This window comes from Streptomyces sp. GD-15H, assembly GCF_045291515.1.
Lineage (GTDB): Bacteria > Actinomycetota > Actinomycetes > Streptomycetales > Streptomycetaceae > Streptomyces.
In genome coordinates this window covers 3,732,977-3,759,412 of sequence record NZ_CP149447.1, presented here as the reverse complement: position 1 = coordinate 3,759,412, position 26,436 = coordinate 3,732,977, and the positions used below count along the sequence as shown (strand labels likewise).

Here is a 26,436-nt window from a genome sequence, read left to right as displayed (position 1 = left end):
ATGTCCTTTCCTCTGCTGACAGCGACGGCGGCGCTCCCGGCCATCGGGGCGATCGCCACGGCCGCCGTACCGGCCGCGAAACGCACCGCCGCCAAGTGGCTGGCCCTACTGGTCTCGATCGCCACCCTGGTGCTGGCGATCGTCGTCCTGGTGCGTTTCGACCCGGGCGGCGACCGCTACCAGCTCACCGAATCGCATGCCTGGATCGCGGACTTCGGGGTCCGCTACGAGCTCGGGGTGGACGGCATCGGGGTCGCGCTGATCGCGCTGACCGCCCTGCTGATCCCGTTCATCATCCTCGCGGGCTGGCACGACGCGGACCCCCTGAAGACCGACGCTGCATCCCGCAGCAGCTTCGCCGCGGGGCGGTGGCGGCCCACGCAGGGCTTCTTCGCGCTGATCCTGGTCGTCGAGGCGATGGTGATCCTCTCCTTCGAGGCCACCGACGTCTTCCTCTTCTACATCTTCTTCGAAGCCATGCTGATCCCGCTGTACTTCCTGATCGGCGGCTTCGGGGACCGGGCCCACCAGCACGGCGAGCAGGCGGCCGCGACGCAGCGTTCGTACGCGGCGGTCAAGTTCCTGCTCTACAACCTGGCCGGCGGTCTGATCATGCTGGCCGCGGTGATCGGGCTGTACGTGGTCGCCGGGAACTTCTCGCTCACGGAGATCGCCGAGGCGCGGGCCAACGGCTCGCTCGAGATGTCGGCGAGCACCGAGCGCTGGCTGTTCCTCGGGTTCTTCTTCGCCTTCGCGGTGAAGGCACCGATGTGGCCGCTGCACACCTGGCTGCCCAACGCCATGCAGGAGTCCACCGCCCCGGTCGCCGTGCTCATCACGGCCGTCGTGGACAAGGTGGGCACCTTCGCGATGCTGCGCTTCTGCCTCCAGCTGTTCCCGGAGGCGAGCAAGTGGGCGACGCCCGCGATCATGGTGTTGGCCGTCATCAGCATCATCTACGGGGCGCTGCTCGCGGTCGGCCAGCGCGACATCAAGCGGCTGATCGCGTACGCGTCGATCTCGCACTTCGGCTTCATCATCATGGGCATCTTCGCGATGACCAGCCAGGGCCAGTCCGGGGCGACGCTCTACATGGTCAACCACGGGATCTCCACCGCCGCCCTGCTGCTGGTGGCCGGATTCCTGATCTCGCGGCGCGGCTCCCGGCTCATCGCCGACTACGGCGGTGTGCAGAAGGTCGCGCCGGTCCTCGCCGGCACGTTCCTGATCGGCGGCCTGGCGACGCTGTCGCTGCCGGGACTGGCGCCGTTCGTCAGCGAGTTCCTGGTCCTGGTCGGCACGTTCACGCGCTACCCGGTGATCGGTGTCATCGCCACCTTCGGCATCGTGCTCGCCGCGCTCTACACCCTCGTCCTCTACCAGCGGACGATGACGGGCCCCCTCAAGCCCGAGCTTGCCAAGATGCCCGACCTGCGGGTGCGTGAGATCGCCGTGGCCGCGCCGCTGATCGTGCTGCTGGTCTTCCTGGGCGTCTACCCGAAGCCCGTCACGGACATCGTGAACCCGGCGGTGAAGCAGACCATGTCCGACGTACAGAAGAAGGACCCCCAGCCCGAGGTGGAGGCGGCCAAGTGAGCACATCAGCCGTCCACAGCCTGTGGACAACGGCGGCCGACCCGATCTCGAGGATCGACGCGCCGAAGATCGAGTACGCCCAGCTCGCCCCCACCCTGATCATCGTCGGCGCGGCGGTCGTCGGGATCCTGGTCGAGGGCTTCGTCCCGCGCAAGTTCCGTTACTACGCACAGATGTTCGTCGCGACGGCCGCACTCGTCGCCGCGTTCGCCGCGGTGGTGGCGCTCGCGGCCGACGGCTACGGCACGACCAGGGCGGGCATCGCGGCGATGGGCGCGATCGCCGTCGACGGCCCGGCCCTGTTCTTGCAGGGCACGATCCTGCTGACGGCCCTGGTCGGCCTGTTCACCTTCGCCGAGCGCAGGCTCGACCCGGAGGTGCTCGGCAACCGCGTCGACTCGTTCGCCGCGCAGGCGGCGGCCGTGCCGGGCAGCGACAGCGAGAAGAAGGCGGTCAAGGCCGGGTTCACCACCACCGAGGTGTTCCCGCTGCTGCTCTTCGCGGTCGCCGGCATGCTGGTCTTCCCGGCGGCCAACGACCTGCTGACGCTCTTCGTGGCCCTGGAGGTCCTCTCCCTCCCGCTGTACCTGCTCTGCGCGCTGGCCCGCCGCAAGCGGCTGATCTCGCAGGAGGCCGCGGTCAAGTACTTCCTGCTCGGCTCGTTCGCCTCCGCGTTCCTCCTCTTCGGCATCGCGCTGCTGTACGGCTACGCGGGCTCGATGTCGTACGCGACGATCGCGCAGGTCGTCGACGGCACGATCCAGGAGGTCGACCCCGCCCTCGTCAACACCATGGGCAACGACGTGCTGCTGCTGGTGGGCGCGGGCCTGCTGATCATGGGCCTGCTGTTCAAGGTCGGTGCCGTCCCCTTCCACATGTGGACACCCGACGTGTACCAGGGCGCGCCCACGCCGGTGACGGGTCTGATGGCGGCGGCGACCAAGGTGGCGGCGTTCGGTGCCCTGCTGCGGGTGCTGTACGTGCTGCTCCCCGGCCTGCGCTGGGACTGGCGGCCGGTCATGTGGGCCGTCGCGATCGTCACCATGCTGGGCGGTGCCATCTTCGCGATCACCCAGACCGACATCAAGCGGCTGCTGGCGTACTCGGCGATCTCGCACGCGGGCTTCATCCTCGCGGGTGTCATCGCGACCACGCCGGACGGCATCTCGTCCGTCCTCTTCTACCTGGCGGCGTACTCGTTCGTGACGATCGGCGCGTTCGCGGTGGTGACGCTGGTGCGGGATGCCGGCGGTGAGGCGACGCACCTGTCCAAGTGGGCGGGTCTCGGCCGCCGTTCGCCCCTGGTGGCGGCGGTGTTCGCGGTGTTCCTGCTCGCCTTCGCGGGCATTCCGCTGACTTCCGGCTTCGCCGGGAAGTTCGCCGTGTTCAAGGCGGCGGCGGAGGGCGGTGCGGTACCGCTGGTCGTGGTCGGTGTGATCGCGTCGGCGATCGCGGCGTTCTTCTACATCCGGGTGATCGTCCTGATGTTCTTCAGCGAGCCGCGGCCCGAGGGCCCGACCGTCGCGGTGCCGTCGCCGCTGACGATGATGGCGATTGGGCTGGGCGTGGTGGTCACGGTGGTGCTCGGTGTGGCACCGCAGTACTTCCTGGAGCTGGCGGGCGACGCGGGAGTGTTCGTGCGCTGACCAGGCACCCGCCGACGACAGGGCGGCCCGGCACCCGCTCGGGGGGTGCCGGGCCGTCGTCGTGACAAGGACAGGGCCGACGCGGCCTGTGGACAACTCCGGGGTTGTCGGTGCGGGCGCCTATCGTGGGCGTGGTGGTCGAGAGTGAACGAGCGTGGTCGTACGGGGGCGGGACGATGGGTGGGACGGGCGGTAGTGGTGGGATGGCAGTGAGGGAGAGCGAGGCGCTGGCGGCGCTGCGTCGGGTGTTCGGGTTCGAGGCCTTCCGCGGTGAGCAGGAAGCGGTGATCGAGCATGTGATCGCGGGCGGGGATGCCGTCGTCCTGATGCCGACCGGTGGTGGCAAGTCCCTGTGCTACCAGATTCCGGCCCTGGTCAGACCGGGCACGGGAGTCGTCGTCTCCCCGCTGATCGCGTTGATGCAGGACCAGGTGGACGCGCTGCGGGCGCTCGGTGTGCGCGCCGGGTTCATGAACTCCACGCAGGACTTCGACGAGCGTCGCGTGGTCGAGGCCGAGTTCCTGGCGGGCGAGCTGGATCTGCTGTATCTCGCGCCGGAGCGGCTGCGGCTGGACAGCTCGCTGGAGCTGCTCTCGCGGGGAAGATCTCCGTCTTCGCGATCGACGAGGCGCACTGCGTCTCCCAGTGGGGACACGACTTCCGGCCGGACTACCTCACGCTGTCACTGCTCGGCGAGCGCTGGCCGGACGTGCCCCGGATCGCGCTCACGGCGACGGCCACACATGCCACGCATCAGGAGATCACCGAGCGGCTGGCCATGCCGGACGCCCGGCACTTCGTGGCGAGCTTCGACCGGCCCAACATCCAGTACCGGATCGTGCCGAAGGCCGACCCCAAGAAGCAGTTGCTGAGCTTCCTGCGCGAGGAGCACGCCGGCGACGCGGGCATCGTCTACTGCCTCTCACGCAACTCCGTCGAGAAGACGGCCGAGTTCCTCAGCCGCAACGGCATCGAGGCGGTGCCCTACCACGCGGGGCTGGACGCGGGGACGCGCGCCGCGCACCAGGCCCGCTTCCTGCGGGAGGACGGCCTGGTCGTGGTGGCGACCATCGCCTTCGGGATGGGCATCGACAAGCCGGACGTCCGGTTCGTCGCCCACCTGGATCTGCCCAAGTCCGTCGAGGGCTACTACCAGGAGACGGGCCGCGCGGGGCGTGACGGGCTGCCGTCCACGGCCTGGATGGCGTACGGGCTGAACGACGTCATACAGCAGCGCAAGCTGATCCAGTCCAGCGAGGGCGACGAGGCCTTCCGGCGGCGAGCCGCCCAGCATCTGGACGCGATGCTCGGACTGTGCGAGACGGCCGGGTGCCGGCGCGGTCGGCTCCTGGCCTACTTCGGCCAGGACGGCGCCGCTCCGGCGGGCTGCGGCAACTGCGACACCTGCCTCACCCCGCCGGAAACCTGGGACGGCACCGTCGCGGCCCAGAAGGTGCTGTCGACGGTGGTGCGGCTGCAGCGGGAGCGCGGGCAGAAGTTCGGCGCGGTGCAGATCGTCGACATCCTGCTGGGGAAGCGCACCGCCAAGGTCATTCAGTTCGATCACGACCAGCTGTCCGTGTTCGGGATCGGTGAGGATCTCGGCGAGGGCGAGTGGCGGGGCGTCGTCCGGCAGTTGCTGGCCCAGGGACTGCTGGCGGTCGAGGGTGACTACGGCACGCTGGTGCTGACCGAGGCCAGCGGGGCGGTGCTGCGTCGCGAGCGTGAGGTGCCGCTGCGCAAGGAGCCGAAGAAGCCGGTGACTTCCCGGTCGGGGCCCTCGGGAACGGCGGGCTCCGGGAGGGGCAGGGCCAAGGCCGCTGCGGCCGAGCTGCCCGAGGAACTCGTGCCGGCCTTCGAGGCGCTGCGCGCCTGGCGTGCCGAGCAGGCCCGCGAGCAGGGTGTCCCCGCGTACGTCATCTTCCACGACGCCACGCTCCGGGAGATCGCCACGGTCTGGCCCGGTTCGATGGCCGAGCTCGGCGGGATCAGCGGGGTGGGTGAGAAGAAGCTCGCGACGTACGGGGAGGGCGTACTGACGGTGCTGGGGGCGCTGGGCGGGTGGCCGGGGGCCGGGGCGCAGGGCGCGGCTCCGGACGACGGCACCGGTTCCGCGTCGGACGACTGGCCCGAGATGGACGCCGAACCGGAGCCGGACGATTGGGTGTAGCCCGCCGCCGGGTGCGGACCGGGCGGACGGTGCGGCTCGGGGCCTAGGACAGGGCGGTGAGGCCCGGGGCGAAGGTGATCAGCAGGGGGAGGAGGGGGACCAGGGCCGCCGCTGTCGTCGTCAGGGCGCGGTCACGGCGGCCGAGGCGGGGCGGGGGCTTCAGAAGGCGGTCGACGCGCTCGCCGAGCAGGCGGTGGCTGGAGGCGCAGGACAGGACGCCACGGTGCTGGTTGAGCTCGATCAGCGCCAGTGCCGTGGTCAGGTGGCCGCAGCGGCGGGAGGCCGTGTCGTCGGCGGCCAGTTCGACCAGACGGTGGGTCTGGTCGCAGAAGTGGGTGAACAGCGGGATCCGGGGGAAGCCGGTGGCCAGCGCGGTGGAGAGGTGCAGCAGCCAGTCGTGGTGGGCGCGGGCGTGGCCGCGTTCGTGGGTGAGGACAGCGTCGATCTGGTGGTCGGTGAGGCGGCGCAGGGCACCGGTGGTGACGATCAGCTGGGGCGGGCTGCCCGGCATCCACCAGGCGTCGGGGTACTCGTCCTCCAGCACCAGCAGGGGGCCACGGGCGGCGGGGAGACCGGCGGGCAGGTCGGGGGCGCGTTCCAGCAGATGTGCGCGGACCTGGGCGCGGCGTCGGCGGGCGTCGACCAGTTCCCGCACCAGCATGGCCGCGGTCCAGGCGGCACCGCAGGCCAGCAGCAGGGTGAGAGCGGCCGTCCACGGCGAGGCGGCGGACAGGTCGTACGCCGCGGTCACCGCGGGCGGGGCCGGCGCGAAGAGCTGGGCGCGGACGGTGCCGAAGACGGCCGCGGCGCCCAGGGCGAGGGCGGTCGCGCAGCACAGCAGGACCGTGGCGACGAGACACTGCCAGACCCACAGGGCGACCACCGGTTCCCGCTCCGGCCAGTTGGCCCGGGTCAGCGCGCGAGGGACGGGCCCGGCGGCCGTCACGGCGACAACGCTCAGCAGGAGCAGGCAGAGGGTCATGCCACGGGCTCCGGATCCTGTCGGCAGAGGGGGCTTCGGACCGTGCGGGACGTGCGGGAGCCGCACACCGCCCGACGCCAAGTATGACGGCGAAGGACGGTGTGAGGCAGGGGGTCGACGAAGATGGGAGGGCGTGCGGGGCAGTCGTCGCGGCGGCGGGAGGACGGCCCGCGGGAGGCAACCCTGGGATCGAGGGGATTGACCCAGGACCGGCCGCCAGGACCGGCCGCCAGGACCGGCCCCCGGGATCAGCCTGCGGGGATCACCTGCCCCGTGACCTCGCCGAGGCCGACGCGGACACCGTCCGGTCCCGGGGCCCAGGCCGACAGGGTCACCACGTCGCCGTCCTCCAGGAACGTCCGCTTGCCGTCGGGGAGTTCGAGGGCGTCCCGCCCGTTCCACGTCAGTTCCAGCAGGGACCCGCGTTCCCGTTCGGCGGGGCCGCTCACCGTGCCGGAGCCGTAGAGGTCGCCGGTGCGCAGGGAGGCGCCGTTCACGGTCATGTGGGCGAGCTGCTGGGCGGCCGTCCAGTACATGGTGGAGAAGGGGGGTTCGGAGACGACGTGGCCGTTGACGGCCACGGAGATCCGCAGGTCGTAACCGCCGGGTTCCTCGTCCGCGTCGTCCAGGTACGGCAGCAGCTCGTGAGTGCGCTCCGGTGGCGCCACCCGGGCCTCTTCCAGGGCTTCCAGGGGGGTGATCCAGGCCGACACCGAGGTGGCGAAGGACTTGCCGAGGAACGGGCCGAGGGGGACGTACTCCCAGGCCTGGACGTCGCGTGCGGACCAGTCGTTGAGGAGGCAGAGGCCGAAGACGTGGTCACGGAAGCCGCCGAGCGGCACCGGCCGGCCCCGCTCGGACGGCGTCCCGACCACGAAGCCGACCTCGGCCTCGATGTCCAGCCGGACCGACGGGCCGAAGACCGGGACCGGGTCGGTCGGTGCCTTGCGCTGCCCCGAGGGCCGTACGACGTCCGTGCCGGACACCAGCACCGTGCCGGAGCGGCCGTGGTAACCGATCGGCAGGTGCTTCCAGTTCGGGGTGAGGGAGTCGGCCGCGTCGGGGCGGAAGATCCGGCCAACGTTCCGGGCGTGGTTCTCGGAGGCGTAGAAGTCGACGTAGTCCGCGACCTCGAAGGGGAGGTGCAGGGCCACCGAGGACAACGGGTGGAACAGCGGCCCGACGGTCTCCCGGTGCGCCGGGACGGTCACCCAGGCCGTGAGTGCCCGCCGCACGTCGGACCAGGCCGTCCGGCCCGCCGCCAGCAGGGGGTTGAGGGTCGGGCGGGCGAGCAGGGAGGCGTACGGGGAGCCCAGGGCGTGTGCTGCCGCGCCGGCGTCGAGGACGTGATCGCCGAGCCGGACGCCCACCCTCTGCTCCGTCGAGCCGGGGGAGAGAACACGCCGTACGGCAGATTGTGCGGGCCGAAGGGATCGCCCTCGGGGACATCGAAGGGGGGCATCGGGTGCTGCCTCGCTTTCGTGTGCGCAGGTGCTCCACGTTTCCGTGGTCGTGCCACACGTTACGGGTGCCGCGGTGGTCTTGGGCAGAGGCGGACGGACGGGTCCGGGGCGACGGGTGACGGGGAAGCGGGTTCATGTGCCGCTTCCCCTTGCGTACCGGAAGTTATCCACAGGACGCGACGCAATCTTGACGGAGCGGTGCGAACGGGGCGACTCTGGGCGGGTGCCGGAAGGCCTCGGGGAGGGGGCGTTCCGATGGCACATCAGGGGGACGGATGGCCATAGGGGAGGCCGGTCCGGGCTCGGCGCGGTCTGGCTCGCAGCCGAAGAGGCTGGAAGAAGTCATGCGCGGCCGGCTCAGCCGGGAATGCGTGTACGTGCCGTCATGCAGGTTCGGGCTGTTCGTGGCACTGCGCCACTGGTGCCCGCCCGGCGGCAGGGTGTTGATGTCGCCGGTCAACGACGACGTCATCTTCTTCGTGGTGCTCGCGGCGGGGCTGCGCCCGGTGCAGGCGCCGCTGAACCCGCTCGACGCGTCCATCGACACCGATGCCGTGCCTGACGAGGTGTGGGGCTCGCTGTCCGCCGTACTGACCACGAACCTGTACGGCAACCCGGATCCGGCGCCCGGACTGAGGTCCCGCTGTGATGCGCTGGGCATCCCGCTGTTCGAGGACGGGGCGCACGCCATCGGCAGCGAAATCGGTGGGCGGCCGGTCGGCGCCTGGGGTGATGCGTCTGTTTTCAGCCTTTCCAAACACGTCGGCGCCCAGACGGGGGGCATTCTCTCGCTGGCCGACCCGGGCCGGGGCGCAGCGGTGCGGGAGGCCTGCGCCGAACTGCTCGCCCCACGCCGGATGGCGTCCGAACTCACCTATGCGGTAAGGCCGTATGCCGAGGCCTCCGTGCGGAGGCTCGGGCTGCGCCGGGCGGCCTGGGCCGCGATGGGACTGCTGGGGCTGACGGAGCGTGAGGGGATCCGCATGCCACTGCGTCCGGACGCGCTGGCCGACGCCGTGCGTTCCGCCCCGGATCTGGCCGCGCACGATCCCTGGGTCCGGGTCGACATGCACGACTACCGGCTGGAGTCCGGCCCCGTGCGTCTGCGCCGGGTCCGTCGCAGGCTCGGGCGGCTGGACGACGTGCTGGCGGCCTCGCGCGCGGGTACGGAACTGCTGCTGTCGACGCGGTGGGCCCGGCCGCGTCCGGACAGTGCGGCGCAGCCGCTGTTCCGGGTGCCGCTGCTCGTGGCGGACCGGGACGCCGCGATCGAGGCGCTGGCACGGCGCGGCATCGTCGTCGGCTACCTCTACGATCCGCCCCTGGACGACTACGCGGGAGCGGTGTTCACCGACCCGTCGCCCGCGCCCGAGGGCGCTCGCTGGTTCGCGCGGCACGCGCTGCCCGTGGACCCGCTGCGGGCCCGGGAGGCCGTCGAGGTGCTGGAACGGTCCGGGGCACGGCCGACCGAGCCGCCCGAGACGTGGGCCGCACCGGAGGAATCGGCGGTACCGCAGGAATCGGCGGCGTCGGCGGTACCGGGGGGACCGGCGCGGCACGGGGTGGTACGGCCGGGGAACACGGCGAGAGGGCTGGGTCCGCCCCGTGACTGAGATCCAGGTGCACGAACCCGCCGTGGTGCGCGGCGGCCGCCCCGAACCTGCCGACAACAGGTCCGGCTCCGACTCGCTGTTCAAGAACGCCTACTTCCTGATGCTCAGCACCGGCGTGTCCGCGGTCCTCGGCCTGGGCTTCTGGCTCGTGGCCGCGCGCTACTACTCCGAGGACGCGGTCGGCCAGGGCTCTGCCGCCATCGCCGCGATGCGGCTGCTCGCCGGCATCACCGCGACCACGATGATCGGCGCCGTGGTCCGCTTCGTGCCGCGGGCCGGCCGCGAGACCGGGCGCCTGGTGTGGAGCGTGTACGGGGCGAGTTCGCTGGTCGTCGCCCTGGCCGCGGGCGTCTTCCTGCTCACGCTGGATCTGTGGGGCACGTCGTACGAACCCCTCGGCACACCGCTGGCGGGCGCGTTGTTCGTCGCGGCGTGCGTGGCGTGGGCGCTGCTCACGTTGCAGGACGGGGTGCTCACGGGCCTGCGGAAGACGGAGTGGGTGCCCGTCGGGAACGCCGTCTTCTCCACCGGGAAGCTGGTCCTGCTGGCCGTCTTCGCGAGCGCGCTGCCGGTACTGGGCATCTTCGTGTCCTGGGCCGTCGCGATCGCGTTCTCCACGCTGCCGCTCGGCTGGCTGATCTTCCGTAGGCTCATCCCGGGCCAGGCCGTCGTCGACCGTGACCGGGAACCGCCCAAGGTCCGGGACATGGGCCGTTTCCTGGCCGGAGACTCGCTCGGCGCCCTGTTCAGCCTGGCGATGATCAACCTGCTGCCGGTGATGGTCGCGGTGCGCTTCAGCGCCGCCGACAACGGCTACTTCTACGTGGCGTACACCGTCGGCGGCACCATGGAGTTCATGGCCATCAATATGGCCTCGTCGCTCACCGCCCACGCCTCGCACGACCCACGGCAACTCGTGGACGGCGTCCAGGGGGCACTGCGCCGGATGGCGTTGCTGCTGGTGCCGGTGGTGCTGGTGCTCGCGGTCTTCGCGCCGCAGATCCTCACACCGTTCAGCGCGGACTACGCCGAGCACGGCGCGGCCGTGCTGCGGCTGCTCGCGCTCGGGGCGCTGCCCCGGGTGGTCGTGGAGCTGTACATCGGGGTGCTGCGGGTGCAGGGACGCACCGGTGTGCTCGCCGCCCTCCAAGGGGCCATGTGTGTGCTGGTACTGGGCAGCGCGGCCGTGCTGTTCAGCCCCGCGGGGATCGCGGGGGCCGGGTGGGCGGTGCTGATCAGCATGACGTTGATCGCCGTCGTCTCGGTGTTCGGGCTACGGTCGGCGCTGCGCGGCACGCTCGGCGGGCCCCTGGGGCAGGACGGGACGGGCCGGGCCGGCCGGGCCTCCGCCGGGTCCGCCTACGGCACCCGCTGGGCGAAGCCGAACGCCACCGCCGGGTACGGCACGGGCTGGGCCCGCCGGGCCGTCTACGAGGACAAGGAAGATTCCGGGCAGGACGGCGACGACACCGTCACGTTGTTCATCGGCCGCCCCGGTTACGAACGGGAGGCGCTCCAGGCGGACACGCTGGCGTTCCTCGTGCGGTCCCGCCCCGCGGACACGGCTGCGCAGGGGGACGCGGAGGAGGACACCGGTCCTGAGCCGGGGGAGGGGGACGGGGAGGCGCACACTCCCCGGGATGTACCGGGCCGGGACGACGGACCGCATGAGCCGCATGAGCCGGAGAAGCAGGGAGAGCCGGAGAAGCAGGAGGAGCGCCCCTCACGGGACGCGCCGCGGGACAGCGTGGAGGACGTTCGCCCCGTCCGGTCCGGTGCGCGCCGCGTGGCCCCGTCGTCGTCGACCGGTGACGAGACCGAGCGACGCCTGCGCGACGTCCTCTGGGTGCTGCTCGGACTCGCCCTCATCGTCTTCTGGGTGTCGGTGCGCTCGCTGCCCTGGCTCGGCGGATCCGAGCCCGAGGAACCGGGGGAACTGACGGGGCGCCTGTTACTGGGAGGGCTGTCGCTTCCGGCGCTCGCCGCAGGGGGAGTGCTGCTCCTGGTCTTCGTCGCCTCGGTGACGCTGTGCACGCGACCCGACCCCTGGCTCCCCGGCACCGCGCTGGGCTCCGCCCTGCTCGCCCTGTACGCCGCACCTGTCGCCCTCGGCTGGGAGCCAAGGCCGGTGGGTGGGGTGTGGTATTCGCAGACGGCCACATTTCTCGCGGACGCGATGGGACTCGCCGGCCCCGAGCCCCTGCTGCGCTGGACACCGCCGCTCTGCCAGTTGCTGTGCCTCGTCCCGCTGTGGCTGCTGTCGGCGCGCGCGGGCAGCCGGCTGTCCTGGCCGGGACGCTGGGGGGTGCTGTATCCCCTCGCCGTGGCCGGCTGGGTGTGGCGGGACGCGCTCGCACCGGTGGCCCCGCCCCTGCTCGCCGCGCTGCTTCTGCTGCTGCCTCTCCTCCCCCTTCCGCCGCTGCGCCGTGCCATGCCGGCGACGCGGTCGCCCGACCGCAGACAACCGAACGGCTGAACCAGCGACCGACCGAAACGACCGATCACGTTCTGGAGCCGAACCGCCAGGGGGGAACCACCGTGCGTCCGCCAGCCACTCCACGCGAGAGATCCGCGTCCGAGCCCGCACCGGAGAGCACACCGGCGTCGGTCATGCCTGCTGAACCGCATTCGCGGACCGAGTCGCGGACCCGTCCCTCCTCGGAGTCGTCGACCCCGGTCCATGAGCCCGTGACGGATCTTTCCGACCTGCCGCCCCTCTGGTTGGTGCCCCGTGCCCGCGCGCTCTGGCCCGCGGTACCGCTGGCGCTGGCACTGGCGCTGTGGCTGTACGCGGTCCGGCACACCGATGTGTCGCACCTCGACGACTACGGCCTGGTCACCGCGCTCCACCCGGGTTTCTGGGCCGGTCTCGCCGTGCTCACCGCCGGCTTCTGGTGCACGGTCCGCGACCGGCGGCGGCCCGGCGGCTGGTCGGCTGCGTACGTGCTCGGCCTGCTGGTGATGGAGCGGGCCACACAGGCCGTGCTCTACCCGACCCCGCTGTACGCCTGGGCGTGGAAGCACGACGGTGTCGTCGACCACCTGCTGACGGTCGGCGGGCTCCAGAGCGCCGACCGGATCGGCGACATGGCGGTCTACGACCAGTGGCCGGGCTTCTTCGCCGCACAGGCGGCGCTGGTGCGGCTGCTGGGCGTGGACTCGGCGGCGATGTACATGGCGTGGTGGCCGCTGGCGTCCAGCCTGTTGCTGCTGCTTCCGCTGCTGCTGATCTACCGCACCTTCACCGAGGACCGGCGACTGATCTGGACCGCGGTCTGGCTCTTCTACGTCGCCAACTGGGTGGGCCAGGACTACTTCTCCCCCAGTCCGTCGCCTTCGCGCTGCATCTCGGTGTGCTGGCCGTGGTGCTGCGCAGGTACGGCCTTTCCGGTGAGGGCGACGGGCGGCGCGGGCAGGCCGTCTGGACCGCCGTCGTCACCCTGCTGGTGACGGCGATCGTCATCTCGCACCAGCTCACCCCCGGGATGCTGGTCGTGTCACTGCTCGCGCTGTGGCTGCTGCGCCGCCACCGGGACTGGGTTCCGGTGGTCACCACGGTCGTCATCTTCCTGGCCTGGTGTCTGACGGCCGCGCTGCCCTTCCTGTCCGCCGCGCTGCCGGACATGATCCGCGCGGTGGGCGACGTCGGCGGCAACGTCGAGACGGGGTACGGCACCACCCCGACCGGCACCGGGGCGGTGGCGACCTCGTGGGTGGCCCGGCTGCTGTCGGGTTCCGTCCTGCTGCTGACGGCGGCCGGAGTGTGGCGGCAGCCCGTGCTGCGGTACCGCGCGATGCCGCTGCTGGTGATCACGGCGGCACCGCTGCCGATGTTCGCGGCGAGCGGCTACGGCAGCGAGATGATCTTCCGGGTGCTGATGTTCATGCTGCCCGGCGCCGCCTTCTTCGGCGCCGCCGCACTGCTGCCCGAGGTGCGCACCCTCGCCGCCGCCGAGGCGGCGGCGGAGACGGCGGCCGAGGTCCGCCGGAAGGGTGAAGTCCGTGCGCGCCACGGCTTCGGCTTGCGTACCGGCTTCGGCGTCCGGGTCTGGGGCCCACTGCCGGTGCTGCTCGCCGGGACCCTGGCGTTCGTCCCGAGCTACTCGGGCAAGGACAGGATCAGCTACTTCCCGCCGCAGGAGGTGGCCCTGGTGCGGCAGCTCTTCGACGAGGCGCCCGAGGGCTCACTGGTCGTCGCCGTCAACCGCAACTATCCGCTCGCCCACGCCTCGTACGGGAGTGTCGACCACTACTGGTTCCTCGAGGACGACCGGAGACACGTCGACGAGATCGTGCGGGACCCGGCCGGCACCCTCGCCACCGACATGGCCGGGGTGGAACGTCCCGCTCGGGCCTACTTCCTTTTCACCCAGGGCCAGTTGGCCAACTCCGAGATGAACGGGCAGCTCACCGGGGCCCAGCTGGACCGCGTCCGGGAGTCCGTCGCCGCGTCGCCGCGGTTCCGGCCGGTGGCGGAGAACAGCGCGGGAGTGGTCTACGAGCTGGGACAGACGGAGGAAGACGCAGCGGAGGGGGCGGAACGATGACACCGCAGGACTTCGTGATCAGGATGCTCCCGCCGTTCGGCGGCTGGCTGGCGCTGGCCGCGCTGGCCCTCCCCGGCGGGTCGCCGCTGCGGGGTGCGGCCGTCGTCGTCTTCCTGGCGGCGGGGCCCGGCGCGGCCCTGGTCGGTCTCTGCGGTCCCGCGCTGCGCGTACGCGCCGCACAGGGGCCCGTCGAGCGGCGCGCCCCCGACTTCGCCCGCCACTCCGACCTGCTGGAACGGCTGATGCTGGTCGTGTTCGTCAGCATCGGCGCGGTGATGGTCGTCGCGACGGTGCTGATCGCCACCCATGCCTTCAGCGCGCAGCGGGTGCTGCTGGCCCTGACGCTGCTGACCACGCTCGCCGCGTTCTTCCCGCGGCTGCGTGCCTCCCCGCCGAGGACACGGAAGGGTTCCGTCCTGTGAGGTTCGCCCGTCCCTCTCGCCGCATCGTCGCCGCCCTGCGCCGTGCCCGGCGCTCCACCGGCACGAACGCCACTACGCACACCGGGCCCGGTCCCGGCACTGGTCAGCGCCGGGAACCCGGAACCAGGTCGGCCGCGAACCGCCGGCGGCCGTGGAGCACCTCCGCCGTGGCCGTCTGCGCGGTGCTGGTCGCCGTACTCGCGCTGTGCAACGCCTCCGGACCGTCCGGCTCGGAGTCCTCCGGAACGGGGGAGGAGTGCCGGCCCACGGAGCTGCTCGAACCGCCGTGCGGTGCCTGGTTCGGGGCGTTCGTGCCGCATGAGCGGGCCGGCCTGGAGGACAAGGTGAAGGCATACGAGGAACGAGTGGGCCGCAAGCTCGACATCGTGTACACGTACCACGACATGTCCCTGTCCGAAGGCACCCGCAGGGAGGGGCAGTTGCTGAGCCCGGAGGAACAACGGGTCGGCGAGGACCGCATGCTGCTGCTGTCCTGGGAGAGCAAATGGTGGGGCGGCACGAAGGGACAGCAGCCGACGTGGAGGGAGATAGCCGACGGCGACCTGGACGCGACCGTGATCGACGTCCAGGCCCGGCGCGTCAAGGACTACGGGCAGCGCACCGGGAAGAAGGTCTTCCTCTCCTTCGACCTGGAGATGGACACGCGCACCCCGGACAACGGCACACCGGCGGAGTACGTGAAGGCGTACCGGCACATCCACGACCGCTTCCGGGAACTGGGCGTGGACAACGTGGTGTGGACCTGGATCATCACCGGGTACCTCAACCACGGTGACCTGTTCAAGGGGATGTACCCGGGGGACGAGTACGTCGACTGGATCGGCTACAACCAGTACAACTACTACCGCTGTCACAAGACGGAGTGGCTGACCTTCGAGCAGACCCAGACGGCCACGCACGACTGGGTACGCGAGAACATCTCCGCCGGCAAGCCGCTGATGCTCTCCGAGTTCGGCTCGGCGGACGACGACTCGCGGCCGGAGCGGCAGGCCGAGTGGTACGCGCAGGTGCCGCCCGTACTGAAGGGGCTGGAGGGGGTCAAGGCCGCGCTCCAGTGGAACCACCACGATCCCGGACCGCACTGCGATCTGGCCGTGGCCGACGAGGCGGCATGGGAAAGCCTGCGCGAGGTGGTGTCCGACCCGTACCTGAACCAGCCGGCGAAATGACGTGACCGGGCGTTCGCCCCGACGCGGCCGGAGCGAACGCCGGGGCGAACCTGGAACGACCGCCCGGTCCGTTCAGCCCGCGAACTCCGTTCCGCGCAGGGCCGCTCGGGCGCGCCGGTACCAGCGCCAGGCGATCGTCTTCGGGCCGTCGCGGTAGGGGGCGACCCGGGCGCCGCCGTCCGCCAGCCAGGTGGTGACGTCGGCGACGGTGTGGCCGCGGCGGACGATGAGGCGGGCGATGCGGTAGCACTCGTCCCGGTCCGAGCTGAGCGCGTGCCGTACGGCGGTCGCCGTCTCGTAGCCGGCGCGGGACGCCATGGCCCTCACCCGAGGGCTGTTGTAGCCGTGCGGGTAGGCGAGGTGGGGGACCGGATGACCGAGGGTGTCCTCCAACACGGCCTTCGAGTCCACCAGTTCGGCGCGCAGCTGCCTGGCGGTCAGCGTGTCCAGCTGGGCGTGGCTGACCGTGTGGCTGCCGATCTCCATGCCGGAACGTTCCAGCTCCGCCACCCGGCCCAGGGTCATCATCGGCGCCGGCGGGAGCAGGCTGCGGCAGGCCGGGGTGAGGGCGCCGGTGGTGAGGTACGCGGTGGCGGGCAGGGCGCGTTCGGCCAGTGCCTCGGCGGTGGGGCCGGGCAGGTCCGCGAAACCGTCGTCGAAGGTGAGGAGCACCGGCCGGGGCGGCAGCGGCGCGCGCCCGGCCAGATGGTCGGCGAGAGCGCTGATGGTGACGGGCGTGCGGCCGCTGTCCACGACGGCGTCCAGATGGGCCGCGAACTCCCTGGGCGTGACGGTGAACTCGGCGATCCAGTCGGGCGGATCGTCCATCACGGCGTGGTAGAGGAACACGGGGATGGCCGCCGGACCCCGCGACGACGTCGTCATCTCGTGCCCCTCCCGGCTCGGCTCGTTGTCGCCCGCCGGGCTCGCAGGTAGCCGACCGGGCCGTACAGCATCCCCTTGCGCTGCAGACGTGAGAGGCGACGTGGCCATGGATGCGTGCGGGTGCCGTGGTCGCCCGGCGCGGCCCCTCCGTCATCAGTGCCACCGCCCTCACCCCCGTCACCGGTGTCCCGTACGGCGGTCAGGCCGCGGGCGTGGGTCAGGCCGCGGGGCACCCGGGCGAGGAACGCCGTCAGCAGCGCGGGCCGGTTGACCAGGATCGCGGTGAGGTAGGCGGTGAGGCCGGCGCCGTAGCCGAACGCCTGGGTCTCCAGGTCGGCCCAGGTCTCCCGGTGGTGGTGCCACACCAGCGCGCCGGGCGTGTAGTGGAGCCTGTGTCCCTGGGCGAGGATCCGGACGAACCCGTAGAGGTCGTCGCCGCCCCGGGCCGGCGTTCCGGCGCCGGTGGCCGAGTCGAAGCCGCCGACTCCGCGCAGCACCTCCGCACGGAACGCCATGTTCGCGCCGGAGCCGAACCGGCCCGCGGTGAAGGGGAACAGCGGCTCGTCGCGGGGCGGGTCCTCCGGGTCGTACGTCGTCGGCGTGAACCCCTTCGCGAAACCGCCGTGGCTCTCCAGCAGGACCTGGGCCGGGGTGCGGAGCCGGGCGGGCAGGATCAGGCCGGTGGCACAGCCGAGTCCGGGGTCGGTGGCGAAGGGCGTGGTCAGCTCGGTGAGCCAGCGGGGGTCGGCGACGACGTCGTCGTCGGTGAACGCGATCACCTCGCCCCGGGCGGCGGCGACTCCGGTGTTGTGCGCGGTCGCGAGCCCGGGGACCGGCTCGCACACGTACCGCACGCGCTCCCCGTACTTCCGCTCCACCAGGTCACGCGTCTCGTCCGTCACGGGCGCGTTGTCGACGACGACGACCTCGAAGCGCGGATGGTCCTGCGCGAGGAGCGAGTCGAGCGTGCGGGCAAGCTGTCCGGCCCGCTCCCGGGTGGCCACGACGACCGAGGTGTGGGGCGGCGGCGGCCCGGCGGCCACGGACCTCTCCACGTCCTGCGCCTGCCCCTGCGCCTGCCGTGCGAGCGCCGTCAGGACCGTCGTCGGATCGGCCCCCTCCGGCACCCGTCCCAGCAGCGCGCCCACCGGCCGGCCGCTCCGCCTGACCAGTACGAACACCTCTCCGTGCGTCACCGGTGGGCTGCCCGGACCGGGTCTGAGGGCGGTCTCCTCACCGCTCAGGTCCAGTTCGGCGACCTGGACCGCGCCGATGTCCAGGAACCGCCGTATCTCCTCCTGCGTACGTGCCGTGCGTAACATGAGCCCTCCCCCTCCTCACGACCGGTTCTCACGACCGGTCCTCACGAACGGCGCAGCCGCCCCGCCCCCTTCAACGTCCGCGACGCCAGCGACGCGAGACGCGGGTGGGCGCGGACGAAGCGGTGCGCCCGGCGTACGGGCTCATGGCGCAGCAGGTGCAGCGCGGCGCCCAGGCCCGGACGCATCGCCTCCCCTTCGTAGACGGCGAGTTCGCCCGTCTTCAGCGAGTCCTTGTACTCGGCCGGGCCGCGCCCCATGTCGAGCAGGCCGATGCCCTCGCCGGCCGCCGCCTCCGCCATGCGCAGATGCAGCACGAGCCCCGGCGAGTACTTCGCGAACTCCGGGTCGTACGCCGGGAACCAGCAGGCCAGGACCGAGGCCGAGCGCAGGCCGAAGTGCGCGGCGACGGGGCGGTCCCCGGTGTACAGGACGGACAGTGTGCCCGTGCACTCCGGGGCCCGGGTCCCGGCCAGGCGGCCCACGAGCCGTGTGATCCATTCCTGTGCGAACCGGTCGCGGCGCCCGGTCCTGCGGTACTGGGCCGACTTCCACCCGATGAGAGCGCGCAGCGCGGCCGGTTCGCGTTCGTCGAAGACGAACCGCACGGGTCCGGCCTGGCGGCCGAGTCTGCGCTCCTTGGTCAGCGTTGTCTTCAGGAACTTCGGCGACCGGGTGCGCAGTACGGACTCGTAGGTCTCGTAACCCTTCTCCACGTCGATGACATAGGTGGCGTGCTCCTCGGCCGCGTGCGGGACGAACAGGGCTTGGTCCGCCTCCAAGTTGTCGAAGGCGAAGCTCGACACCGAGCAGTCGCGCAGCAGTTCACCGGTCTCCAGGACGAGGCCCGGACGCAGGACGGCGCCCTGACAGTCCGATACCCCGAGCCCGACCGCCCGGCCCTGCCCCCACGCGCCCCGCTCGTACGGCAGGAAGCCGACCGGTTCGGCGGACGCCCCCTCGTACAGGACCGCCACCCGGGCCTGCGGCCGCACCCGGGACACGGCGGTGGCGAACTCCGGTTCCATGAAAGGGCTGCGGGGTGCGTCCGTCGCGGCGCGCAGCTCACGCCAGCGTTTCCGCTCCCCCTCCCCGAGCTCCTCGAGCCTCAGCACACGTGTGCGTCCACTGCTCACCTGACCCCCCGATCAAGTCCCCCCGGACACTTGGAAGGTACCGCCCGGGACCACCGGGACGGTAGGTGGCGGACCATGTTGTTGCCAAGTGGTGCAGAGGCCTTTGACAGGCCCGTACCCGGTGATGACGGAAGCGGCCGGGCGCGCGGCCGTGACGAGGCGGTCGCACGGTGGTGGGACAGCGGTCGCGCGGCGATGGTCCGGCGGTGGGGGCGCAGGATAAGGGCCGGGGGTGTGCGGACGGAGGTGTTCCGGGTGAGGGTGAGTCGGGCAGGCGTGGTGTCCGTATTCTCTGATCATGGCCGCACCCACCGCTTATTCACTCATCGCCACCGACCTGGACGGGACGCTGCTGCGCGGCGACGACTCTCTTTCCGACCGGTCCCTCGCCGCACTCGCACTGGTGACGCGGGCCGGTGCCCGGCATCTCGTGGTGACGGGCCGCCCGGTGCCCAGAGTGCGGCCGCTCCTGGACGAGCTGGGGAGCACGGGACTCGCGGTGTGCGGACAGGGCTCGCAGGTGTACGACGCCGGCGCGAACCGGCTGCTCCACTCCGTCACGCTGGACCGGGAACTGGCGGAGACCGCGCTCGGCAAGATCGAGGCAGAGGTGGGGGAGGTGTACGCCGCGGTCGACCAGGACGGGGCCGACGGACTCACCCTGATCGAGCCGGGCTATCGGATGCCGCACCCGACGCTGCCCGCCGTGCGGGTCGGCCGACGGGACGGTCTGTGGGTCCTGCCGATCAGCAAGGTGCTGTTGCGCCACCCCTACCTGACCGACGACGAGTTGGCGGCGACGGCGCGTTCGGTGGTCGGTTCGCTGGCCACGGTCACCATGTCGGGACCGGGCACGGTGGAGCTCCAGCCGTGCGGTGTCACCAAGGCGACGGGGCTGGCGCTGGCCGCCGAGCATCTGGGGCTGAGTCGGGAACGGACCCTCGCCTTCGGCGACATGCCCAACGACATCCCGATGTTCGACTGGGCGGCCCACGGTGTCGCCATGGCCAACGCGCACCCCGAGCTGAAGGCGGTGGCCGACGAGATCACCACGACGAACGAGGACGACGGCGTGGCCGCCGTCCTCGAGCGGTTGTTCGGCGGGGCGGAGCGGGGCGGCACGCGCCCCCACACGTGCCGCCCCGCCCTCCGCCCCGGCGGGTGACCCCTCGGGCCGGGTGTGCCCTGGTGCGCCCGGGTGTCTCAGTAGGCGCCGAAGACGTTGTCGATCGAGCCGTAGCGGTCCGCCGCGTAGTTGCAGGCAGCCGTGATGTTCGCGACCGGGTCGAACGGGTCGAAGGCCGTGCCGGGCACGTGGTACGCCTGGAAGGTCGGGTCGATGACCTGCAGCAGGCCCTTCGACGGGGTGCCGGCGACGGCGTTGGAGTCCCACAGGTTGACGGCCTGCGGGTTGCCGGAGGACTCCCGCAGGATGTTGCGGTGGATGGAGTCGTAGCTGCCGGGGATGCCGTGCTGCGCCATGATCGACAGCGACTCGCGGATCCAGCCGTCGAGGTTGTCCGGGTACGCCGTCTCGGATCCGGCGGCGGCCGGGGCGGACGACGCGGGCGCGGCGGGAGCGGCGGAGGCGCTGGTGGCGCCGAACACCGGGAGGGCGATCACGGCGACGCCGGCGACGGCGAGGGAGCGGACGAGGCGGGTGCGGCCGAAGCGGCGCTGACCGGATGCGGGCATGGCGGGCATGTATGCGTTCCTCTCCTACGCCTACGAGGTGAGCTGTCGGGTTCGGGCGGGAGAGTGCCCGGCCGTGCCCCTGCGGGCATGGCTTCACCCCGAGCCGTCCCGGCGCGAACCGGTCCGGCGGCTTACCTGGGTCCCCCGCTCCTGCCGTGCGTGAGTGAGTTGATCGATGGGTGGTGCGGGCGGCGGCAGGATTCGGCGTCCGCCCGACAGGCCGGGAACGTATGCGAGAGCACATGTCGGGAACAAGTGCGAACGTCACGGATAACGCCGGTTGATCTTTCCTTGGGTTGTTTGGGGGGCTTGATCCTTTGCGGGCGTCAACGGTCAACTCGCGCTCGATGGAAGGGGAAACGTCCCCACGTGCGAGTCGCGTGCGGGTCGGGATGCGCGTGACCGACCTCACTGGCCGCACCGCGCGGGCGCATTTGCCGCCAACAGGAATTTGCATAGCAAATACGGCAAATCGGGCACCGGGGTGGGCGGGGTGGACTGCGTGCCGAGATGCGGCTCGGTGCGTGTCCGGCGCATGCGTGAGGCGCGTCCGGAAAGTCGATGAATGTCCTGTGCTGTCAACTGGTCGGAAACGATCTGGTGGTGTTCCGGTATCGGAGGGCGCCGTGACGTGCCGTCCACGCGTGCGCAAGTGAATTTGGGGAATGTGGGTGCTGGCGGTGATCGAAACATGACCGGATACGCTGACTCGAGTGATGTCAGCGACCTGTCGACAAGCAGCGCAAGACGTCTGAGCGCCAGTGGACACCAGCAGACAGGAGACCCCTCGTGACCGTCGTCGGGCCATTCGGGCTGAGCGTGCGGGACCAGGCTCTGGAAGCCGCTGTCCAGGCCGGGATGACGGCTGTCGAGGAAGGGCTGCTCGAGGCCACCAAGAGTGAGGTCCCCTTCATCACGGGTGCCGCCCAGCACCTGGTGCGGGCAGGCGGCAAGCGGTTCCGGCCGCTGCTCGTGATGCTCGCCGCCCAGTTCGGCGACCCCTACGCGCCCGGCGTCGTACCGTCCGCCGTGGTCGTGGAGCTGACCCACCTGGCCACGCTGTACCACGACGACGTGATGGACGACGCCGGTGTGCGGCGCGGGGTGCCCAGCGCGAACACCCGCTGGGGCAACTCCGTCGCGGTCCTCACCGGCGACTTCCTCTTCGCGCGCGCCTCGCACATCCTGGCCGACCTCGGGCCGGAGGCCGTACGGGTACAGGCGGGGGCGTTCGAGCGGCTGGTCACCGGTCAGATCCTGGAGACCGCGGGGCCGCAGGACGGCCGCGATCCGATCGACCACTACCTGGACGTCCTCGGCGGCAAGACCGGCTCACTGGTCGCCGTCTCGTGCCGGTTCGGCGCCATGATGTCCGGCGCGGACGACACGGTCGTGGACGTGCTGACCCAGTACGGCGAGCGGCTCGGGATCGCCTTCCAGCTCGCCGACGACGTGCTGGACATCGCCTCCGACTCCCACGAGTCCGGCAAGACCCCGGGCACCGACCTGCGCGAGGGCATTCCGACGCTGCCCGTGCTGCGGCTGCGCGAGCGAGCGGCCCGGCTGGGCCTGCCCGAGGACATCGCGCTGTGCGAGCTGCTGGACTCCGATCTCAGGGACGACGGCCGGCACGCCGAGGCCCTGCGCCTGCTGCGCGCGCACCCCGCGCTGGAGCAGGCCCGCCGGGACACCGTGCGCTATGCGCAGGAGGCGCGCGCGGCGCTGGCGCCGCTGCCGGAGTGCGACGTGAAGACGGCCCTGGCCGAGCTGTGCGACGCGGTGGTGCACCGGGCCGGCTGACCGCCCGCCACCCTCCCTCGACCCCTACTGGTCGGGGGAGGAAACACCTCCTCGTGTCATACCGCAGCAGTACACGGAGTTGAGTCCGGGGTCTGACGCTTCCGCCTGCGGGGTTTGATCAGATGGAGCACGACGGACACCACTCCTCACCGATTCGGGTGAGAATGGCGGCTCAGGGTGTGACTGGTGCGAGGAACACGAGACGCAGGCCGCCGCCGACCACGGAGGTAAGGCACATATGGCACCGTACGAATCCGACGACACGACGACCGCGGGGACGACCCGCGAGCCGGGCGCGGGCGGGCGCAGGGCCGCGCGGTACATCGTCCCGGTCACGGTGATGGGAGTGGCGGCCGCGACCATCGGGCTCGTCCCCGCGATCGCGGACTCAGGCGACCCGGACCTGCCGAAGATCACCGCCGCGCAGCTCATCGAGAAGATAGCCGAGTCGGACACCGAACAGCTGTCCGGCACCGTGAAGATCACCACCGACCTCGGACTGCCGGACCTCGGGGGCCTGGAGAGCAGCCTGGCCTCCGGCGCCATGGGGCGGGGCGAGGGCGGCTCGTCCGCCGACCCGTCCGCCAAGCTCACCGAGCTGGCCTCCGGCACGCACACCCTGCGCGTCGCGGTCGACGGCCCCGACCGGCAGAAGGTGTCGCTGCTCGAGAACGCCGCCGAGTACAGCCTGATCCACAACGGCAAGGACGTCTGGGGCTACGACAGCGAGTCCCACGAGGTCTACCACGGCACCGTCGATGAGTCCGCCGAGGACGAGGACCGGGAGCACCAGCCCCCGGCCATGCCGAAGGACTTCGCCGAGGAGGTGCTGAAGTCGGTCGACGACACCACGTCCGTCACCGTCGACGGCACCGCGCAGGTGGCCGGTCGCGACGCCTACAAGCTGGTGGTCAAGCCCAAGCAGTCCGGTTCCACGGTCGGTGTGATCAGCATCGCGGTGGACCACAGGACCGGGACGCCGCTGAAGTTCACGCTGACCCCGGCGAGCGGCGGTGCCGCCGTCGTGGATGTCGGCTTCACCAAGGTCAGCTTCGACCGGCCGGCCGCGTCGACCTTCGACTTCACCCCGCCCAAGGGCGCCAAGGTGACGGAGGAAGGGGCCCTGGAGGAGGGGGAGAAGGGCAGGGAGCTCACCGGCAAGCCGCAGGGTGCCCCCAAGTCCGAGGAGGACCTCGCCGAGGGACTCGACGGGCTGAAGATGCTCGGCGAGGGCTGGAACTCCGTCGCCACCTTCGACACCGGCGCCGAGGGGGGTCTGCCGACCGGCTCCGAGGGCGGTGACCTCGGCGGCTTCCTCGGCTCGCTCGGCGACCAGGTGAAGGGCGAGTTCGGCACGGGCACCGTGTTCAGCACCCGCCTGGTCAACGCCCTGTTCACCGAGGACGGCAAGGTCTACGCCGGCGCCGTCACGAAGGACGCGCTGGTGAAGGCTGCCAACGAGGCGAAGTAGCGGGGGATGCAGGCCCCTGGGACCTCCTGACGAGGCGACAGGGCCGGCCCGGTGGGGCACGACGGGGGACGAGGGAGCCGGCGGGTGAGGCAGGTACGGATGACGGCTCATCGTCACCCGCGGGCTCACCAAGCGCTACCGCGGCGGACGGCTCGCCGTCGACGGTCTCGATCCGACCGTCCCGGCCGGCAGCGTCTTCGGCTTCCTCGGTCCCCACGGCTCCGGCAGGACCACCACCGTCCGCACGCCGATGCCCGTCCACTGGGACGACTTGGTGAAGAACCTCGGCCTTCAGGCCCTGTACGCGCTGGTGTTCGGCTCGGCGGCCCGGGCGAGGTTCACGAAGAAGGACATCACCGCATAGAACCGCCTGGACCCGAGGGACCCGCCCCCGCTCCTGCGCCGCTCGCACCCCGCCGTTCCGCCGCCCGTGCCACGGCGAGCAGCAGCGCCTCCCGCCCGTGCGGTGCCACCAGTTGGAGCCCCGCCGGGCAGCCGTCGCTGCCGAACCCGGCCGGGAGGCTCAGCGCGGGGTGCCCGCTCACGTTGAACGCCCAGGTGAGCGAGGTGGAGTAGACGTCACCGGGGCCCTCGTGGCCGTGCGGCGCGGTAGGCGCCGTGGGCGTCAGCAGCAACTCGGCGTGGGTGAAGAGGCGGGCCAGGCGCCGGTCGTTCGCCACCCGGACGCGGTGGGCTTCGGAGGGGCCGGCGGGGTCGAGGAGGCCGGGGCGGGGACCGCCGGGGGCGCGCAGGGCGAGCCAGGCCGGGGCGGGGTCCAGGAGCAGCGGAGGCTCCGACGACCGTACGGGCCGCGGGGGCCGTACGAGCCGTACGACTCCGGCGTCGACGAGCCGGTCGACCGCGGCGCGGGCCAGCGCGACGGGCTCCTCGTCGGGGTCGGCGTAGCCGAGGTCGGAGGACCAGAGCGCGGTGCGGGGGCCGGGCGGCGACGCCTCGACGGCGGTGGGCGGCGGCGACACCGCCCGCCACCAGGCCGCCGCGTCCGCTGCCGTACGGGCGAGGACGCCGGGTGCCGCGAGCCCCGTGCGGTCGGGTGACGGGAGGCGGCCGTTGGTGACCTTCAGGCCGATGACCCCGCACCACGCCGCCGGGATGCGTACCGACCCCGCACCGTCGCTGCCCGTCGCCAGCGGCACCAGCCCCGCCGCCACCGCGACCGCGGCCCCGGCCGAGGAACCGCCCGGTGTGCGGTCCGCCCGCCACGGGTTGACGGTCCGTCCGCGCGCCCCGAGCCCCCAGGTCTGCCAGGGGGTGCCGGGCCCGGGTACGGCGGTGGCCCCCACGGCGACAGCACCGGCCGCGAGCAGCGGACCCGCCGCCCGCCGCCCGTACCGCCCCTTCACGGCGACCGGCACCCCGGCCAGCGACAGCCACCCACCCGCCACCGGACTCTCGGCTCCCGGGTTCCCGGCCCCGCCGGAGCCGGGTGGACCCGCATCGAGCCGGGCGTCCACCTCGGCCGCCCGCCGCAGCGCCTCCTCGGCCCACACCTCGGTGAACGCGCACAGCACCGGATCGGCCCGCTCGATCCGCGCCAGCGCCTCCGCGACCACATCGACGGCCCGCAGTCTCCGCGCGCGCACCGCGGAGGCGATCTCCGCCACCGTCCTGGACGGAGCGGCCCCCACCAGTCTCCTCACGCCCGGCTCCTTCCCCGCTCGCGCGGCCGATACGCTGGAGCCGAGAGGCGTGAGGAGGACGGCGCGCGTCGGTGCGGGTCAGCGCAGCGATCCCGTCAGGCGGGCCAGTGGCTCCGTCTCGCGGGGCGGGCGGCCGCTCAGGTCGCCCAGGCGCCACTCGGGAACCCACGGCACGCGGTACACGTCGATCAGCGACTCGATGAGCCGGACGCGCTGGGCGAGGGGGCGGGGCAGCCGCCCCGGCGCGTCGGCCACCAGGACCACGGCGTCGAGGTCGAGCCCGTACGGGGCCTCCCCGCGCCGGAACATCTCCACGGTCGGGACGACGGTGTCCAGACCGGACGCGTGTGTCCGGGCGACAAGCAGCACCGACTGCGGATCACCCCGGCCCGGCCAGGCGCGGCCGCTGTCGTGACCGCCGTGGACCGCGGCCAGCGTGGAGACCCCGGCGCCGCCGTGGGTGCCGACCCAGGAGAAGCGCCGGGCCGTCGCATGGGCGCGGGCGGGCTCCGGCGGGACCGGCTCCGGCGCGGCCACCGGCCCTCGGATCCAGATCTCCGGTCCTTGTCGCATGCCTGTACGCATGCCCCTCTCCTGCCTCGTCACCCCGGTCCTCATGCCGGCCGGCGGGCACGGAACCGGGCGGACGGCCGTTGGGACGAGCCTGTGACAACGCGGTGACGTGAGAAACGGGGATGAGCGGACAGACTCGTCGGTAGGTTTACGACCCGAATGAGGGGACGATGGCGCGACTCAGCCGCGAGAAGAAGCGGGAACAGCAGCAGGCCGCACACGCGGCGAACCGTGCGGCAGTGCCGATCGACGTCCATGTCCCCGCCC

The 26,436-nt window shown here is 72.0% G+C and carries 18 protein-coding genes, 3 pseudogenes and 1 riboswitch; of the genes and pseudogenes, 13 read left to right on the top strand and 8 right to left on the bottom strand.

Going from position 1 to position 26,436, the window contains the following annotated elements; translation table 11 throughout:
* From WJ438_RS17505 to recQ, 3 genes and pseudogenes are all read left to right on the top strand, one after another.
* Complete coding sequence (locus WJ438_RS17505) at nucleotides 1-1,596, top strand: NADH-quinone oxidoreductase subunit M (protein WP_406726084.1); 1,596 nt, start codon at nucleotides 1-3, stop codon at nucleotides 1,594-1,596.
* On the top strand, nucleotides 1,593-3,242 hold the full coding sequence (nuoN, locus tag WJ438_RS17500; RefSeq protein WP_406726083.1) for an NADH-quinone oxidoreductase subunit NuoN: 1,650 nt from the start codon (nucleotides 1,593-1,595) through the stop codon (nucleotides 3,240-3,242). Before WJ438_RS17505 ends, nuoN begins: the two co-directional genes overlap by 4 nt.
* 176 nt (nucleotides 3,243-3,418) lie before the next feature.
* A pseudogene (gene recQ / locus WJ438_RS17495) lies at nucleotides 3,419-5,412 on the top strand (DNA helicase RecQ).
* A gap of 43 nt (nucleotides 5,413-5,455) precedes the next feature.
* Here the strand turns inward: recQ and WJ438_RS17490 are convergent.
* Nucleotides 5,456-6,394, bottom strand: coding sequence for a M56 family metallopeptidase (locus WJ438_RS17490; protein WP_406726082.1), 939 nt, complete (start codon nucleotides 6,392-6,394; stop codon nucleotides 5,456-5,458).
* Nucleotides 6,395-6,642: 248 nt separating this feature from the next.
* Nucleotides 6,643-7,856, bottom strand: a pseudogene (fahA, locus tag WJ438_RS17485) (fumarylacetoacetase).
* Between the two features lie 345 nt (nucleotides 7,857-8,201).
* On the opposite strand from fahA, the gene WJ438_RS17480 reads away from it, so the two are divergent.
* From WJ438_RS17480 to WJ438_RS17455, 6 genes are all read left to right on the top strand, one after another.
* Complete coding sequence (locus tag WJ438_RS17480; protein WP_406726081.1) at nucleotides 8,202-9,470, top strand: DegT/DnrJ/EryC1/StrS family aminotransferase; 1,269 nt, start codon at nucleotides 8,202-8,204, stop codon at nucleotides 9,468-9,470.
* Nucleotides 9,463-11,946, top strand: a complete 2,484-nt coding sequence (locus WJ438_RS17475; RefSeq protein WP_406726080.1) for an oligosaccharide flippase family protein — start codon at nucleotides 9,463-9,465, stop codon at nucleotides 11,944-11,946. The genes WJ438_RS17480 and WJ438_RS17475 overlap by 8 nt, the downstream gene beginning before the upstream one ends.
* A gap of 212 nt (nucleotides 11,947-12,158) precedes the next feature.
* The gene (locus WJ438_RS17470) at nucleotides 12,159-12,920 is read left to right on the top strand and encodes a hypothetical protein (RefSeq protein ID WP_406726079.1); all 762 of its coding nucleotides are present in this window, start codon (nucleotides 12,159-12,161) and stop codon (nucleotides 12,918-12,920) included.
* Nucleotides 12,836-14,017 (top strand): hypothetical protein, encoded by a 1,182-nt coding sequence (locus tag WJ438_RS17465; RefSeq protein WP_406726078.1) that lies wholly within the window; start codon nucleotides 12,836-12,838, stop codon nucleotides 14,015-14,017. Before WJ438_RS17470 ends, WJ438_RS17465 begins: the two co-directional genes overlap by 85 nt.
* A complete protein-coding gene (locus WJ438_RS17460; RefSeq protein ID WP_406726077.1) occupies nucleotides 14,014-14,439 on the top strand; it encodes a hypothetical protein in 426 nt (141 codons plus the stop codon). Before WJ438_RS17465 ends, WJ438_RS17460 begins: the two co-directional genes overlap by 4 nt.
* On the top strand, nucleotides 14,436-15,629 hold the full coding sequence (locus tag WJ438_RS17455; protein WP_406726076.1) for a glycosyl hydrolase: 1,194 nt from the start codon (nucleotides 14,436-14,438) through the stop codon (nucleotides 15,627-15,629). The genes WJ438_RS17460 and WJ438_RS17455 overlap by 4 nt, the downstream gene beginning before the upstream one ends.
* A 72-nt stretch (nucleotides 15,630-15,701) precedes the next feature.
* Here the strand turns inward: WJ438_RS17455 and WJ438_RS17450 are convergent, their stop codons facing one another.
* Genes WJ438_RS17450 through WJ438_RS17440 form a run of 3 tightly spaced genes read right to left on the bottom strand, consistent with a single transcriptional unit; the run spans nucleotide 15,702 to nucleotide 18,948 of the window.
* Nucleotides 15,702-16,514 carry a polysaccharide deacetylase family protein gene (locus WJ438_RS17450; protein ID WP_406726075.1) on the bottom strand — a complete coding sequence of 271 codons (813 nt, stop codon included), beginning with the start codon at nucleotides 16,512-16,514 and terminating at the stop codon, nucleotides 15,702-15,704.
* Nucleotides 16,511-17,836, bottom strand: coding sequence for a glycosyltransferase (locus WJ438_RS17445; protein WP_406726074.1), 1,326 nt, complete (start codon nucleotides 17,834-17,836; stop codon nucleotides 16,511-16,513). The genes WJ438_RS17450 and WJ438_RS17445 overlap by 4 nt, the downstream gene beginning before the upstream one ends.
* A 41-nt stretch (nucleotides 17,837-17,877) precedes the next feature.
* Nucleotides 17,878-18,948, bottom strand: a complete 1,071-nt coding sequence (locus tag WJ438_RS17440; RefSeq protein WP_406726073.1) for a GNAT family N-acetyltransferase — start codon at nucleotides 18,946-18,948, stop codon at nucleotides 17,878-17,880.
* Between the two features lie 319 nt (nucleotides 18,949-19,267).
* Here WJ438_RS17440 and WJ438_RS17435 point away from each other — a divergent pair, with 319 nt between their 5' ends.
* The gene (locus WJ438_RS17435) at nucleotides 19,268-20,134 is read left to right on the top strand and encodes an HAD family hydrolase (RefSeq protein ID WP_406726072.1); all 867 of its coding nucleotides are present in this window, start codon (nucleotides 19,268-19,270) and stop codon (nucleotides 20,132-20,134) included.
* A 38-nt stretch (nucleotides 20,135-20,172) separates the two neighbouring features.
* Here WJ438_RS17435 and WJ438_RS17430 read toward each other — a convergent pair whose 3' ends face one another.
* Nucleotides 20,173-20,664: a transglycosylase SLT domain-containing protein gene (locus WJ438_RS17430; RefSeq protein ID WP_406729719.1), complete on the bottom strand. Its 492-nt coding sequence runs from the start codon at nucleotides 20,662-20,664 to the stop codon at nucleotides 20,173-20,175.
* A 12-nt stretch (nucleotides 20,665-20,676) separates the two neighbouring features.
* A riboswitch (cyclic di-AMP (ydaO/yuaA leader) is annotated at nucleotides 20,677-20,840 on the bottom strand.
* Between the two features lie 613 nt (nucleotides 20,841-21,453).
* On the opposite strand from WJ438_RS17430, the gene WJ438_RS17425 reads away from it, so the two are divergent.
* The 3 genes and pseudogenes from WJ438_RS17425 to WJ438_RS17415 form a co-directional block, all read left to right on the top strand.
* Nucleotides 21,454-22,464 carry a polyprenyl synthetase family protein gene (locus tag WJ438_RS17425; protein ID WP_406726071.1) on the top strand — a complete coding sequence of 337 codons (1,011 nt, stop codon included), beginning with the start codon at nucleotides 21,454-21,456 and terminating at the stop codon, nucleotides 22,462-22,464.
* A gap of 238 nt (nucleotides 22,465-22,702) precedes the next feature.
* Nucleotides 22,703-23,935 carry a LolA family protein gene (locus WJ438_RS17420; RefSeq protein ID WP_406726070.1) on the top strand — a complete coding sequence of 411 codons (1,233 nt, stop codon included), beginning with the start codon at nucleotides 22,703-22,705 and terminating at the stop codon, nucleotides 23,933-23,935.
* A 109-nt stretch (nucleotides 23,936-24,044) separates the two neighbouring features.
* A pseudogene (locus tag WJ438_RS17415) lies at nucleotides 24,045-24,188 on the top strand (ABC transporter ATP-binding protein); the annotation flags it as partial.
* A 100-nt stretch (nucleotides 24,189-24,288) separates the two neighbouring features.
* Here the strand turns inward: WJ438_RS17415 and WJ438_RS17410 are convergent.
* Nucleotides 24,289-25,596, bottom strand: coding sequence for an amidase family protein (locus WJ438_RS17410; protein WP_406726069.1), 1,308 nt, complete (start codon nucleotides 25,594-25,596; stop codon nucleotides 24,289-24,291).
* A 78-nt stretch (nucleotides 25,597-25,674) separates the two neighbouring features.
* Nucleotides 25,675-26,181 carry a DUF6668 family protein gene (locus WJ438_RS17405; protein ID WP_406726068.1) on the bottom strand — a complete coding sequence of 169 codons (507 nt, stop codon included), beginning with the start codon at nucleotides 26,179-26,181 and terminating at the stop codon, nucleotides 25,675-25,677.
* Between the last annotated feature and the right edge of the window lie 255 nt (nucleotides 26,182-26,436).